Origin of the sequence: Micromonospora sp. NPDC002389 (assembly GCF_040296095.1) — a bacterium.
In the GTDB taxonomy this organism is placed as follows: Bacteria; Actinomycetota; Actinomycetes; order Mycobacteriales; family Micromonosporaceae; genus Micromonospora.
Map to the genome: position 1 here is coordinate 88,252 of NZ_JBEOWP010000012.1, position 13,614 is coordinate 101,865.

11 protein-coding genes are annotated in these 13,614 nt (G+C 70.2%); 8 read left to right on the forward strand and 3 right to left on the reverse strand.

The genetic code is table 11. From position 1 onward, the window contains the following. Window positions 1-1,431, reverse strand: coding sequence for a class I adenylate-forming enzyme family protein (locus ABT008_RS22445; protein ID WP_350698176.1), 1,431 nt, complete (start codon window positions 1,429-1,431; stop codon window positions 1-3). Further along, on the reverse strand, window positions 1,421-2,965 hold the full coding sequence (locus ABT008_RS22450) for an NAD(P)-binding domain-containing protein (RefSeq protein WP_350698177.1): 1,545 nt from the start codon (window positions 2,963-2,965) through the stop codon (window positions 1,421-1,423). Before ABT008_RS22450 ends, ABT008_RS22445 begins: the two co-directional genes overlap by 11 nt. A gap of 63 nt (window positions 2,966-3,028) precedes the next feature. Between ABT008_RS22450 and ABT008_RS22455 the strand changes: the two genes are divergently transcribed. From ABT008_RS22455 to ABT008_RS22485, 7 genes are read left to right on the forward strand one after another with little or no spacing between them, the layout of a single operon-like run. Beyond that, the gene (locus ABT008_RS22455) at window positions 3,029-4,525 is read left to right on the forward strand and encodes an aromatic amino acid ammonia-lyase (protein ID WP_350698178.1); all 1,497 of its coding nucleotides are present in this window, start codon (window positions 3,029-3,031) and stop codon (window positions 4,523-4,525) included. Window positions 4,526-4,535: 10 nt separating this feature from the next. Continuing rightward, a complete protein-coding gene (locus tag ABT008_RS22460) occupies window positions 4,536-6,098 on the forward strand; it encodes an NAD(P)-binding domain-containing protein (protein WP_350698179.1) in 1,563 nt (520 codons plus the stop codon). Window position 6,099: 1 nt separating this feature from the next. Then, window positions 6,100-7,161, forward strand: a complete 1,062-nt coding sequence (locus ABT008_RS22465) for an alpha-hydroxy acid oxidase (RefSeq protein ID WP_350698180.1) — start codon at window positions 6,100-6,102, stop codon at window positions 7,159-7,161. Continuing rightward, window positions 7,158-8,495 (forward strand): cytochrome P450, encoded by a 1,338-nt coding sequence (locus tag ABT008_RS22470; RefSeq protein WP_350698181.1) that lies wholly within the window; start codon window positions 7,158-7,160, stop codon window positions 8,493-8,495. The genes ABT008_RS22465 and ABT008_RS22470 overlap by 4 nt, the downstream gene beginning before the upstream one ends. Continuing rightward, a complete protein-coding gene (locus ABT008_RS22475; protein ID WP_350698182.1) occupies window positions 8,492-9,760 on the forward strand; it encodes a cation:proton antiporter in 1,269 nt (422 codons plus the stop codon). The genes ABT008_RS22470 and ABT008_RS22475 overlap by 4 nt, the downstream gene beginning before the upstream one ends. Window positions 9,761-9,812: 52 nt before the next feature. Then, window positions 9,813-10,484: a response regulator transcription factor gene (locus tag ABT008_RS22480; RefSeq protein ID WP_350698183.1), complete on the forward strand. Its 672-nt coding sequence runs from the start codon at window positions 9,813-9,815 to the stop codon at window positions 10,482-10,484. Further along, window positions 10,484-11,761 carry a sensor histidine kinase gene (locus tag ABT008_RS22485; protein WP_350698184.1) on the forward strand — a complete coding sequence of 426 codons (1,278 nt, stop codon included), beginning with the start codon at window positions 10,484-10,486 and terminating at the stop codon, window positions 11,759-11,761. The genes ABT008_RS22480 and ABT008_RS22485 overlap by 1 nt, the downstream gene beginning before the upstream one ends. Window positions 11,762-11,819: 58 nt before the next feature. Here ABT008_RS22485 and ABT008_RS22490 read toward each other — a convergent pair whose 3' ends face one another. Continuing rightward, on the reverse strand, window positions 11,820-12,062 hold the full coding sequence (locus ABT008_RS22490) for a hypothetical protein (RefSeq protein ID WP_350698185.1): 243 nt from the start codon (window positions 12,060-12,062) through the stop codon (window positions 11,820-11,822). Between the two features lie 241 nt (window positions 12,063-12,303). Between ABT008_RS22490 and ABT008_RS22495 the strand changes: the two genes are divergently transcribed. After that, window positions 12,304-12,840 (forward strand): hypothetical protein, encoded by a 537-nt coding sequence (locus tag ABT008_RS22495; RefSeq protein ID WP_350698186.1) that lies wholly within the window; start codon window positions 12,304-12,306, stop codon window positions 12,838-12,840. Window positions 12,841-13,614 lie beyond the last annotated feature (774 nt).

The following is a 13,614-nucleotide window of genomic DNA, read 5'->3' on the forward strand; positions in this document are numbered from 1 at the left end:
TTAGCTGGTCCTACGTGCCAGGGTGCGCTTGTCCGGCTTACCGCTCGGCCCCACCGGCACCCGCTCGATCGTCTGGATCGTCTGCGGGGCGGAGGGTGCCCCGAGGGTCTGCGCCACCAGGTCACGCAGCCGTGCCGCGTCGGGTGTGTGGCCGTCGGCCGGCACCACGTAGGCGTGCACCGCCTCCCCGGTGCGGTCGTCGGGACGGCCGACGACGTAGGCCTCGGCCACGGTGGGGTCGGCGGCGAGGACTCGCTCGATCGGCCCGGCGTACACGAGGGTGGCGTGCACGATGATGACGTCCCGGATGCGGCCGAGCAGGTGCAGGTAGCCGTCGCTGTCCAGGCGGGCCAGGTCACGGGTACGGACCCAGCCGTCGACGAAGACGTCGGCGGTCTCGACTGGGTCGTTCCAGTAGGCGGCGGCCTGCGCCGGTGTGCGCACGAAGAGTTCCCCTTCGGTGGCGGGGCGGCCGTCGGCGTCGCGGATGGACAGGTCGGTCACCGGAGGTGGTCGGCCGACCGAGGCGAGCGCGGTGGGGGAGGCCAGCATCTCGGCCGGCGTCACCATGGTGATCATGCCGGTCTCGGTCTGGCCGTAACCGTGGAAGATCACCGGGCCGAGGACGTCGAGTGCTTCGGCGAGCCGGCCCGGCGTAAGGGGGGAACCGGAGACCAGCAGCGCCTGCAGGCTGCTCAGGTCGGTCGGGTCGGCGCCGTGGTCCTGAACGAGCTGGTGCAGTTTGCCGACGGTGATCACGCTCGCGGTCGCCCGGTTGCGGCTGATCATGTCGGGGAAGGCGGGGGACCGGTCCGCGATCAGGGTGCCACCTGCGGTCAGGGCGAGGATGGCGTACTCCAGCATCACCTGGCTGCTCAGCGAGCCGAAGACAAGGTAGCGCTGGAGGCGGGGGGCGAGGTCGGCGACCGCCGGGGGCCAGCGGTCCGGGTACGGGACCCAGGCCGCGCTCATCGCCGCGTACGTCTGTGCGCAGCCCTTCGGGGTGCCGGTGCTGCCGCTGGTCCAGGTGATCCGGGCGATGTCGCGCAGGCGTCCGGCGGCGACCAGCCGGGTCCCGGGGTCGGGTGTGGCCGTCAGGTCGGCGACGTGGGCGTCGGTGACGAGCAGCGGGTTGTCGTGGAGTTGGTGGGCGAGCTGTGCCGCAGGCAGGTCGGGGCGGATTCCGGAGACCCGGGCGCCGACGGCGAAGGCCGCGATGACCGCCGCGAAGGCCTCGGCGGCGACCCCGAGTTGCAGGGCCACTCCGACGCCGGGGCCGGCTCCGGCGGCGCGTAGTCCGGCGGCGATCCGGTGGACCAGTCCGGACATCTGCGCGGCGGTGACCGTCCGGTCGCCGTCGCAGAAGACCGGCCGGTCGCCGCCGGTGGCGAGCAGGTCCAGGACGGGCTGTGGCCAGATCTCAGTCGGCATCGGACAGGACGCCCTTGAGGAAGAGCACGAGTGGCTGATGGTGGACGGCGGGAAGGTCCCAGTGGTTCTCGAGGTTCTCGGCGAGGTGGTGCACCGCGACGAGCCGGCCACCGCGGTGGACCCGGATGACCGGGTGTAGATAGCTGGCGTCGTGGGCGTGTTCGGCGTCGTTCTCGGCGATCCGGGGGACCGTGACGTCGAAGGGGTCGACCTGGTCGTGGTCCGGTCCGTATTCGAGGGTGGCCACGATGGCGAACGGTGCGGGCCCCAGGCCGCCGTCGTGCAGGTAGTCGACCGGTACCTCCTCGTGGTAGCGCGCGGTGTCGCCGGAGACGGTGACGACGTCGCCGAGCACGGCGAACTGCTGCCACAGCGCCGAGGTCCGGTTGAGTCGGGTGATGACGGCGTCGGCGATCGCCTCGGGGGTGCTGTCCAGCAGGGTGGACGGCCAGGGCGTGTCGTGGTGGCGGGCGGTGAGGATCCGGTGCAGGGCGCGGACGCCGTACCGGAAGCCGTGGATGAATCCGCTGGTGGAGCGTTTGAAGTCGCGTTGTTGGGTGAGGGTGCCGGCGAAGTGCAGGCCGGGGACGTTCACCGACTCGTAGGCGGAGGTCTGTTCGGGGAAGCGGTCGTTGTGCACGAGTCGCGGTCGGGCGGAGGGGGCGAAGATGCTCGCGTCGAACCGGAATCCGGTGCAGAGGATGATCCGGTCGTAGTCGAGGTGCCGGGTCGACTCGACGGTGCGGGCGTAGCGGAAGTCGATGCGGTAGCCGCCGTCGTCGCGTCGGGTGATCCGTTCGACGGTGCCGTCGAGTACCGCGTTCTGCGACTTGAGTTGGTAGGTGTCGAGGAAGTTGTTGTTCACCGCGCGCAGGTGCCCGACATAGTGGGACTGCCACGCCAGTTTGATCGAGTGGGGGCCGGCGACGTGGATGACCGCGGCGGTCTCGACGAGCGCGTCGGCGGTCTCGAAGGCCGAGTTGCCCTTGCCGATGATGAGCACGCGCTGGTTGACGAAGTCGTCGGGGTCGACGCTGACGGTGTCGTACCGTTCGGCGAGTGCGGCGCCCTCGATCGGCGGAACGTAGAGCTGGGAGACGCCGGTGGCGACCACGACCCGGTGGGCGGTCAGGGTGTCCCCGTCGGTGGCGACGGTGAACAGCTCACCGTCGTGCCCGACCCGGGTGACCCGGGTGTCGTATCTGACCCGTAGGCCGCGGGCGAAGTCGGCGAGGTATCGCAGCAGGTCGTCCGCGTCGGGAAAGTAGCGCCGACTGTAGTTCTTGAACAGTAGCGCCGGGTCGTCGGTGAGCAACGAGTTCCAGTCCGCGCGCAGGTTGAACTCCGGATCCTCGGAACCGGTCCAGATCTTGTTGATCGAGATGAGCTGCCGGTGCCGGGGATAGGTGGCGAAGAAGGTGCCCGGTGCCCGGCCGGCCTCCAGCACCAGATAGTCGCGACCGTCGCGTTCCAGCAGGGCGGCGAGCTGGAGTCCTGCCGGTCCGGCTCCGATGATCAGGTAATCGAGCGGCATGCAGCGCACCGTAACTACCCGATCTCAGAGCGTTCTGAGATTCCGTCTCTAGGGTCCGGTCGCATGACGAGAGAGGTAGATCTCGCCGCCCCGCTGCGGATCGCCGACCTGAGCGCCGCGCGCGACCCGGTCACGGTCGTGGTCGGGCCGCAGGTCCGGCACCGGGTCGCGACCGCCCGAACGTTCCTGTCCAAGGTGCTCGGCGACGACCGCGCGGTGTACGGCGCCACCACCGGCTTCGGTGCCCTGGTCGGGTACGCGGGCCGGGCCGAGTTGCGCGACCAGGCCGACAACACGCTGGCGCACCTCGGTGCGGGGCAAGGCCCCGACCTCGGACCGGAGGTCGTCCGCGCGACCCTGCTGATCCGGGCCCGGTCGCTGGCCCGGGGCGCCTCGGGGGTGTCCCCGCACGTCATCGACGCCCTCATCGCGATGCTCGCGACCACGTTCGTCCCTGCGGTGCCCCGGCTGGGGTCGGTCGGCGCCAGCGGCGACCTGATCCCACTCGGCGCGGCCGCCCAGGCCCTGCGCGGCCGCGGGTACGCCTATCTCGACGGGGTACGACTGCCCGCCGCCGAGGCGCTGGAGAAGGCAGGTCTGACACCACTGCCCCTGGACGGCCGCGACGCCCTGGCCCTGGTCAACGGCACGTCGCTGACCACCGCGGCGGCGGCGCTCGCCCTGGACTCGGTGCGCGCCTCGCACCGGGCGGTCCAGGTGCTCACCTGCCTGCTCGCCGACCTGCTCGGCAGCGACCCGCAGTTTCTCGACGCCCGACTCCTCCGGGCCTACGGCCATCCGGGCGCGATCGACGTGGGCGCGTACCTGCGCCGGGTCAGCGCCGGGCTCGTGCCGTCCGGCAAGCGCCCGCTGCAGGAGCCCTACAGCATCCGCTGTGCACCGCAACTGCTCGGCGCGGCCGAGGACGCCCTGCGCTACGTCGACTCCGTCGTCACCGCCGACCTCGACGGCGTCAGCGACAATCCGTTGTTCTTTCCCGACGAGGACCTCGTCGTGCACGGCGGCAACTTCTTCGGCCAGCCGGCCGCGTTCGCCGCCGACCTGCTGTCGATGGTCGTGGCACAGGTCGGCAACCTCGCCGAACGTCAACTCGACCTGCTCGTCGACCCGCACCGCAACGGCGGCCTGCCACCGATGCTGGCCGCCGGACCAGGACAGCAGCACGGACTACAGGGCGTGCAACTGGCCTCGACCGCGATGGTCGCCGAGATCCGCCGCGACGCCGTGCCCGCGAGCATGCAGAGCCTGCCGACCAACCTGCACAACCAGGACGTCATTCCGCTGGGCACCCAGGCCGCACTGCGGGCGCTGGACCAGGCCCGGCTGCTGCACCTGCTCGTCGGGTCGCTCGCGGTGGGCCTGCGCCAGGCCGCGTACGTCGGTGCGCGTGCACCCACCGCGCCCGGCTGCGCCAAGGTGCTGGCCGCGCTGGTCGCGGCCGTACCGCCGGTCGACCCGGACCGGCCGTTGGACGGTGACGTACGGCGCGCCGCCGACGTCATCGCGACTGTCGACGTTTCTCCGAACTCTCTCGTGTGAGGTGGCCGCTGTGACGCTTGACTACCTGATCATCGGGGCCGGGCCGGCCGGCCTGCAGCTCGCCGCCCTGCTGGAGGCCGACGGTAAGCACGACTATCTGGTGCTGGAGGGCGCGGACATCCCCGGGGCGTTCTTCGCCCGCTATCCCCGCCACCGGCAACTGATCTCCATCAACAAGCCGCACACCGGCTCGGACGACCCCGAGGCGAACCTGCGGCTGGACTGGAACTCGCTGCTCAGCGACGATCCCGCGCTGCGGTTCACCGGCTACACCGAGCGGTACTTCCCGGACGCCGACGTGATGCTGCGCTACCTGGCCGACTTCGCCGCGAAGACGGGCGTGCAGGTCCGCTACGACTCCCGGGTGACCTCGGTCGCCAAGGTCGACGGCATCTTCGAGGTCCAGGCCGGGCAGACCTACCGGGCGCGGCGCCTCATCGTCGCCACCGGTGTCTCCCGGCCCTACACCCCGCCGATCCCGGGCGTGGAACTCGCCGAACAGTACGCGGACATGTCCGTCGACCCGCACGACTACCTCGACCAGAAGGTGCTGATCATCGGCAAGGGAAACTCCGCGTTCGAGACGGCGGACAACCTGATGGAGACCACCACCCTGATCCATCTCGCCGGGCCGAGTTCGGTCCGGATGGCCTGGCGGACCCACTACGTGGGGCATCTGCGCGCGGTCAACAACAACTTCCTGGACACCTACCAACTGAAGTCCGCCAACGCGATCCTGGACGGCGACGTCCGACGCATCGCGCGCGACGGCACCGGTTTCCGGGTCACGTTCGCGTTCTCCCGCGCCGACGAGGTGACCAAGGAACTCTGGTACGACCGGGTGCTCGCCTGCACCGGATTCGCCTTCGACCCGTCGATCTTCGACGACACCTGCCGCCCGGAACTGACGATCAAGGACCGCTTCCCGGCCCAGACCCCCGCCTGGGAATCGGTGAACGTCCCCGACCTGTACTTCGCCGGCACCCTCACCCAGCAACGCGACTTCAAACGCTCCACCAGCGGCTTCATCCACGGCTTCCGGTACGCCGTCCGCGCCCTGCACAAGATCCTCGAACGACGGTACGACGACACGCCCTGGCCGGCGACCACGCTCGACGCCACCGCGGAGTCGATCACCGACGCCGTCATCGCCCGGGTCAACCGCACCTCCGCCCTGTGGCAGCAGTTCGGCTTCCTCGCCGACGTGGTCACCGTGGCCGGACCGCACGCCCGCTACCACGACGAGGTACCGGTCGACTACTTCACCGAGACCGGCCTGCGCACCGCCGACCACGACTACCAGCACGCCTTCGTCGTGACCCTGGAATACGGCCCCGAGCACGACCAGGTCGATCCGTTCGACATCACGGTCAGCCGGGTGGCCCAGAACGTCGTCGGCCAGGCCCACGCCGCCGCCTACCTGCACCCCGTCGTCCGCTACCACCAGGGCGGGCAGGTCGTGGCGACCCACCACCTGGCGGAGAACCTGGAGAACCAGTGGGACCGGCCCGATGTCCACGTCGCGCCGCTGACCGCGTTCCTCGACCGCTGCCTGAGCAGTGCACAGGGCTGACATGCTCACGCTGGACGGGACGCAGCTCAACCTGGCCGACGTGGCCGACGGCGCGCGGCGTCGCCTGGACCCGGTGCACTGGGACTTCGTCGCCGGCGGGGCCGGCGACGAACGGACGCTGCGCGCCAACGAGGACGCCTTCACCCGACGCTGGATCCTGCCCCGGATCCTGCGCGGGACCCGCGACCGCGACCTGCGGATCTCGCTTCTCGGTAGTCGACTCTCGATGCCGGTGCTGATCGCGCCGACCGCCTTCCACCGGCTGGCCCACCCCGAGGGAGAGGTGGGCACCGCGCGCGCCGCCGCCGACGCCGGCACGATCATGGTGGTCAGTATGGCCGCCACCCGGCCGGTCGAGGAGATCGCCGCCGCCGGCGGGCCGCTGTGGTTCCAGCTCTATCCACAGTCGGATCTCGGGTTCACCGCAGCCCTGGTCCGGCGGGCCGAGGCCGCCGGCTGCCGCGCCCTGGTCGTCACGGTCGACTCGCCCGTGTTCGGCCGGCGCGAACGCGACCTGCGGCACCGCTTCGTCGACCTGCCGACCGGACTGGTCTGCGAGAACATGCGCGACCCGAGCGGCCGGGTCCGCGACATCGAGATGGACGCCGCACTGGACTGGGAGCGTATCGGCCGGCTGCGGGAGCTGACGACGCTGCCGATCCTGCTCAAGGGCGTCCTGCACCCGGCCGACGCCCGGCTGGCCGTCGCACACGGCGTCGACGGGGTACTGGTCTCCAACCACGGCGGCCGACAACTCGACGCAGCGGTCGCCACCCTCGACGCGTTGCCCGGGATCGTGGCCGCCGTCGAAGGCCGACTACCGGTGCTGCTCGACGGCGGCATCCGCCGAGGAACCGACATCCTGATGGCGCTCGCACTCGGCGCGACCGCGGTGCTGATCGGACGCCCGGCCCTCTGGGGACTCGCGGTGGGTGGCAGCGCCGGCGTACGGCACGTCCTCGACCTGCTGCACGCCGACCTCGACCGGGCACTGGCGCTGGCCGGCGCCGCGCGACCCGGCGACCTCACCGCCGACCTCGTCACCACGGCGGCACCCGGATGAGCACCCCGACCGTCCTGACCGTCCTGGCGGTGGGCGGCGCGGCCTGGACCGTCCCGCACTGGCTGCCACCGGCCGTCGTCCGGCTCCGGGAATGGGTCTTCGCCAGAGTCAACGGCAGCGAGGGCATTCCGATCCCCGGCCCCATCGTCGGCATGGACCATTTCGAGCGGGTGTACGCGGACCCGGCCGCCGACGGCCGCAGCCGGGGAGCCGGGCTGTCGGACCTGTTCTGGTACTGGCTGGCACCCGGGCCGCACATGCACCAGGAACACCTGGAGCCGGGCGAGCGCTACCGGACGGTCGCCGCCACCACCAGACGGGTCCTCGCCATCCGCCGAGAACGCGCCGACGCCCTCGCCACCGCCGCCACCCGCCGGGCGCTCGACGAACTGCCCGCCGACCGGACCAGCCACGTCCGGCTGCGCGACCTGATGATGCCGGTGTGGGCCGAGGTCTACCACGAGCTGGTCTTCGACGAGGTGGCCACACCCGGCGCCCGGGCGCTGATCGTCGCCAACGCCGACGACGTGGTCACCGCGCTCAAGTGCCTCGGGCCGCGACACATGCACCGACGCAACCGGTTGACCCGATACCTGCGCGACCGGATCGAGGCGGGAACGTGTCCGGTGACACTGCCGCCCCCGTTCTCCGCCCAGGACACCGCCTGGTACCTCCAGGGCGCCTTCTTCAACACCGCGATCGTGCAGATGTCCGAGGCGATGGCGCACGTGCTGCTGGCGCTGGCCACCCATCCCGAACTCCAACACGATCCCGACGACGACGCGCTGGACCGGATCATCGACGAGACACTGCGGGTGTACCCGCTCTTCGGCGTCGCCCACCGGATCACTACGGCGCCGATCACCCTGCCCACCGGGGTGTCCCTGCCCACCGGGTCGGTGCTGCTGTTCAACTATCCGGCCTTCCACCGTGGGGGAGCCGTCGCTGACGGCCGGTTCGCCCCGGACCGGTGGCGCACGCTCGCCCGCGGCGACGCACACTTCATCCCGTTCGGCGTCCCCGCCAACCGGGCCTGCCCGGCCCGCGGCACCGCGCCGGTGATGATGCGCGCCGCGACCCGCGAGGTCCTGCGCCGGTACGTCCTGACCTCCTCGGCCTCCCACACCCGGTCGCTGCCCAGCCGAGGACCGGCCTACCTGACCCCGGCCGGGTCCACCGGTCCGGGGCGGCCACGGCTGGTCGCCATGCGGTTGCGGGACCGGTGGGCCGACGTGGGCCGCAGTCTTCGACAACTGGTCTTCGGCACATGGATGGTCGTCGACGCCCGCCGGAAACGCTTGTGCACCACCTACTTCGAGAAGGCGGTCCGATGACCCCCACAGAGCTGGCACCACGGTTCTTCATCGCCGTCACGGTGATCCTGATCTTCTGCAAAGGCGTCGCCTGGCTCCTCGGCAAAGCCGGCCAGCCCGCCGTGGTCAGCGAGATGCTCGCCGGCGTACTCCTCGGTCCGTCGCTGCTCGGACTCCTCCTGCCGGACGTGCAGAACGCCCTGTTCCCGGCCCCCCTGCTGCCGGTCCTCTACATCGTCGGTCAGGTCGGCCTGGTGCTGTTCATGTTCCAGGCCGGCTACGCCTTCAGCGCCCACCGCGTCACCGGCCTCGCCGGCACTGCCGGAGTGATCTCCCTGGCCGGGGTCGCCGCGCCGCTCCTGCTGGGGGTGCTGCTGGTCCTGGTGACCGCCGACGCCGTCCCGATCAGAGCCGACGGCACCTCGCTCGGGGTCTCCGCCGCGTTCGTCGGCGTCGCCCTGGCCATCACCGCGTTCCCGATGCTGGCCCGCATCATCACTGAACACGGCCACGCCGGCACCCGGCACGGCACACTCTCCCTGGCCAGCGGCGCGATAGACGACATGGCCGCCTGGATCATGCTCGCCGCCGTCCTGGCCGTCGTCTCCGGCCGAGCCGGCCCGGCGATCGTCACCGCCGGCGGCACGCTCCTGTTCGGACTGCTGCTCTGGCTCGGTGGACGTCCGCTCACCACCGCGCTGATGACCCACCGTGGCCTCAACGACCGCGCCCGACTGCTCGGCACCGTCGCCCTGCTCTTCCTGGTCGCCTGGTACACCGACGAGATCGGGCTGTACGCGGTCTTCGGCGCGTTCGCCGTCGGCGTGGTGATGCCCCGCACCGACAACACCGACACGGTGGTGAACACCCTCACCCCCGTCGCGGCGACGCTCTTCCTCCCGTTGTTCTTCACCTACTCGGGACTGCGCACGGAATTCGGACTCCTCGGCTCACCGCCGGTGCTGCTCTTCGCGCTGGCCTGCGTGACCGCGGCGATCGTCGGCAAGTTCGGTGCCTGCTGGGCCGCGGCCAGACTCCGCGGAGAGCCGTCGGGTGTCGCGTTACGCGTCGGCGCGCTGATGAACGCCCGCGGCCTGATGCAGCTCATCGCGCTCAACGTCGGGTTGGAGGCGGGCATCGTGAACCCGGCCCTGTTCACCGTGCTGGTCCTGGTCGCGCTGGTCACCACCCTGATGACCACGCCGATGCTGAGCTGGATCGCACGCCGGGAAGCCCGACGCTCCGACACCACACACCCGCCCACGATGGCGGTTTCACATAATTGAAGAGACAACTATTGGTTATTGCATCGGCACTAATCTATGGGATCGTTGACGCATGCGGGGGGAAAGATCGAACCGGCTACTGCTGGTCGAGGACGACGACGACCTGACCGAGTTACTCACCGAGACGCTGGGCCACGAAGGCTACCTCGTCGACCGGGCCTCCGACGGCCAACGCGGACTCCATCTCGGGCTCACCCGACCCTACGACGTGATGGTCATCGACCGTAAGCTGCCCGCACTCGACGGCCTCGACCTCGTCACCCGGCTCCGCGCCCGTGCGATCCCCGCCCGGACCCTGATGCTCACCGCGCTCGGCACCGTCGGCGACCGGATCGCCGGACTGGACGCAGGCGCCGACGACTACCTGATCAAGCCCTTCGACCTCGACGAACTCAGCGCCCGCGTCCGGGCACTGTGCCGACGCACGACCGAACCGACCCACGTACTCCGCATCGGCGCCGGACTCCTCGACCTCGCACCCCGCGACGCGGTCCTGCCCGACGGCACCCGGGTAGCCCTGTCCACCCGCGAATTCGAACTACTGCGGGTCCTGGCAGCCCAACCGACCACCGTCCACCCACGCACCACGTTGCGCCGCAAGGTCTTCGAAGAAGCCGCCGCCGCATCCATCGTCGACACCTACGTCTACTACCTCCGACGCAAACTCGGCCGCGCGGTCATACGCACCGTGCACGGCCTCGGCTACCGCCTCGGCACACTATGATGGACGCGACCGACCACGCGATCCTCCGACGGACCCGACTCCGCATCGGCCTGTTCGTCGGCCTGACCATCGGTGCCCTCCTGCTCCTGGCCGGCGGCATCTCCTACGCACTCCTGGTCCACAGCCAGGAAGCACAGATCCAGCGCGAGCTGGCGTGGGGCACCGCACACGGCACGATCGCCGGCCCACCCGCCTGTAGCTGGATCTTCCACTACGACGGCATGACCGTGCAGACGGGCCTCAACCCACCACCACCGGGCTTCCCGTTGACCGACGCACTGGACACCGTGGCGACCACCCGGACCACCGAGACCACCACGCTCATGCGCAACGGCACCACCTACCACATCCGCACCGAAGCCCGCGGCGACCGCGTGATCCAGGCGGTGTTCGACGCCCGCTTCCAACTCTCCGACCGCCGACACCTTTTGCTCGCCCTCAGCCTCGCCGCAGCGGTCGGACTACTCGCCGCCATGCTGACCGGTGTCATCGTCGGCCGCCGAGCCGTCGCACCACTCGCCGAAGCACTGACCCGACAACGCCGCTTCGTCGCCGACGCCAGCCACGAACTGCGCACCCCGATCGCCCAGGTACACACCCGAGCCCAACTGATCGCCCGACGAGCCCGTAACGGCGGCACCAGCACGAACCTCGACGACCTGGAACGGCTGATCGGCACCACCCGCCGACTCGGCGAAGTCGTCGACGACCTGCTGCTCTCGGCCCGCCTTGCCGCCGCCCCCGCCGACCGGCCACCAGACCCGCCAGTCGACCTCACCTCACTGATCACCACGACGGTCGCCGCCGAGACCGAACGCGCCGCCGAACGACAGATCACCCTCACCCTGGACACCCCCACCGACCCACTGCCGGTGCCCGGTGTCGAGTCGGCCCTGCGACGCGTGGTCGGCGAACTTCTGGCGAACGCGCTGACCCACACCCCCGCAGGAGGCCGGATCACCGTGACGCTGCGGACCGTCGGCACCTGCGCCGAACTCGTCATCGCCGACACCGGCAAAGGGTTCGACCAGGCGGACGCCAGACGAATCTTCGACCGGTTCCACCGCGGCCCAGGCTCCGGAGACCGCCGATTCGGCCTCGGACTGGCCCTGCTCCAGGAAGTCGTCACGAGCCACCACGGCACCATCGAGGCCGAGGGCCATCCGGCCCGAGGCGCCCGCTTCACGGTGCGCCTGCCGATGCGATCGCCGATCTCCACGAGTAGAGCCTCGCGGATCAGGAACCTACGGACCCGGCAGCTACGAGCCGGTACGTGAGCACCGGATCGCGGAACTGTCTCTCCGCTGTCCGGGTGCAGGCAATAGTGCCGCCGTCCTACCCGGCTGTTACAACGGAACTGACGAACCAGGCACCTGACCCGACATCGACGGGCTCGTCGACCCAGGGTTGCGTGATGACCGCGATGTCCGACGTCATCGGCCACACGTTCATGATCCCCCCATCGAGCGTCATGTCGACGTGCGCCCGAAGTGGCTCCACGACATCCGGCGGCAGGACCCACGACCGCTCCAGGAGGTCGTTCGCGCCGAACTTCTCCACCAGGTTGACCACCAGCACGGTCACAACTTAACGGCGGCAGCCGGTCATTTCATGATCGGCAGGACGCGGCACCGTACGGCAGCTCGATCTTGGCCCTTGAGGTCGAGACGCCAGCGGCGCAAGACGTGGTCGTATCGTCCTCACGATTCCTGGCCGCGAGCGAGGCGATGCATCCAGGCTGCCCGGGGTAGACCGCCCGGTCAGGGCCTGCCCGCCTGGTAGCTTCCTACGGCAAAGCCGGCCCCACCGATGGAGATTGATGATCGCCGAGTACGTCCGCGATGCGGCAGCCACCGCTGTCGTCTTCGGATTCTTCGCCTCCAGTTGGTTCGGGTGGGCACAGGAAGCACCGCCACCGCGCTGGCGCAAGCCACTCGTCGCCGCCTCGATCGCGTCCGTGCTCGTGCTGCTGGCCGGGGCGCTCGTGACCTGGCGGCACTGGTCGGATGGCACGGCGTTCACTGCGGAGACCAGCCGCACCTTCGGCATCGTGGTCGGCATCGAATTCGGACTCGCCGCGCTCGGAGCCGGCATCCTTGCCGCCGTACGCCGCCGCGACATCATCCCGGCCTGGATCGCGTTCGTCGTCGGCGTACACCTGTTCCCGGTTGCCGCCCTGATCGGCTATCCACTGATCCACGTGGTGGCGGCGCTGATCACGTTGGTCTCGCTCGCAGCCGTCCCGGTGGCCCGCAACCGAGCCCTGCCGGTCAGCGCGGTCACCGGGGTCGGCACCGGCAGCGTGCTCCTCACGGCCGCCGCCTCCTCCCTGATCATCGCCCTGCTCGGCTACTGAGCCGTGTCCCGCTCATAGGGCTCCACGACGAGTCGGAGGCGTCCTGGTGCGGCGCCCACAGGCTGCCCGTGCCGGCGGGTGCCGGGCCGTGGTCCGGCGCCTGGCCCCGTCGAAAACGGCTCTCTGGATCTAGCGGCCTTTCCGTGCCTGGCCCGGTCATCACCGATTGTGGGACGGAGCCGTCAAATCCACAGATCATTAGCGGCGCAAGAGGCGCTTGATCGATTTGCGGCGATCTCTAATGGGTCAATGCGGGTTGCGGCACCACCCATAATGGAGTGATGACGGCGCGACGCTGGGTGATCACGGGGGTGGGTTCTGCGGTGGCTGCCGGGTTGGTGGTGATCACGTTGGTATCCGGTCGGCAGGGATTGGAGGTCGTCAGTTGGCTGGCGGGGGCTGCCAGCCTGGTAGTCGCGGTGGTTGCGGTGGTGCTGCCGCCGCCGAGGTCGTCCGTGCCAGGTCCTGGCCCGGTGGCCTCTGCGTCCGAGGCAGGGGCGATACATGTCAGTGGGGACATCATGGGGATCGCTTCGACCGGTAACCACGCGAGGAACATCCAGCGCCGGTGAGCTGGCGGCCCCGGCGTAGGCGGGCGACCCCTGGGCAAGGTGATCCGGTGATACCGGCCCTCCCCGTCGCCATGGTGGGATTGGACGGGCCGGGTGCAATCACGGCCGGCGGCACCATTCCGGGCATCGCCTCCACCGGCCCGCATGCGACCAACATTCAATACGTCATCGCACGGGCCACGGTCTGGCCGTCCCAGGCACT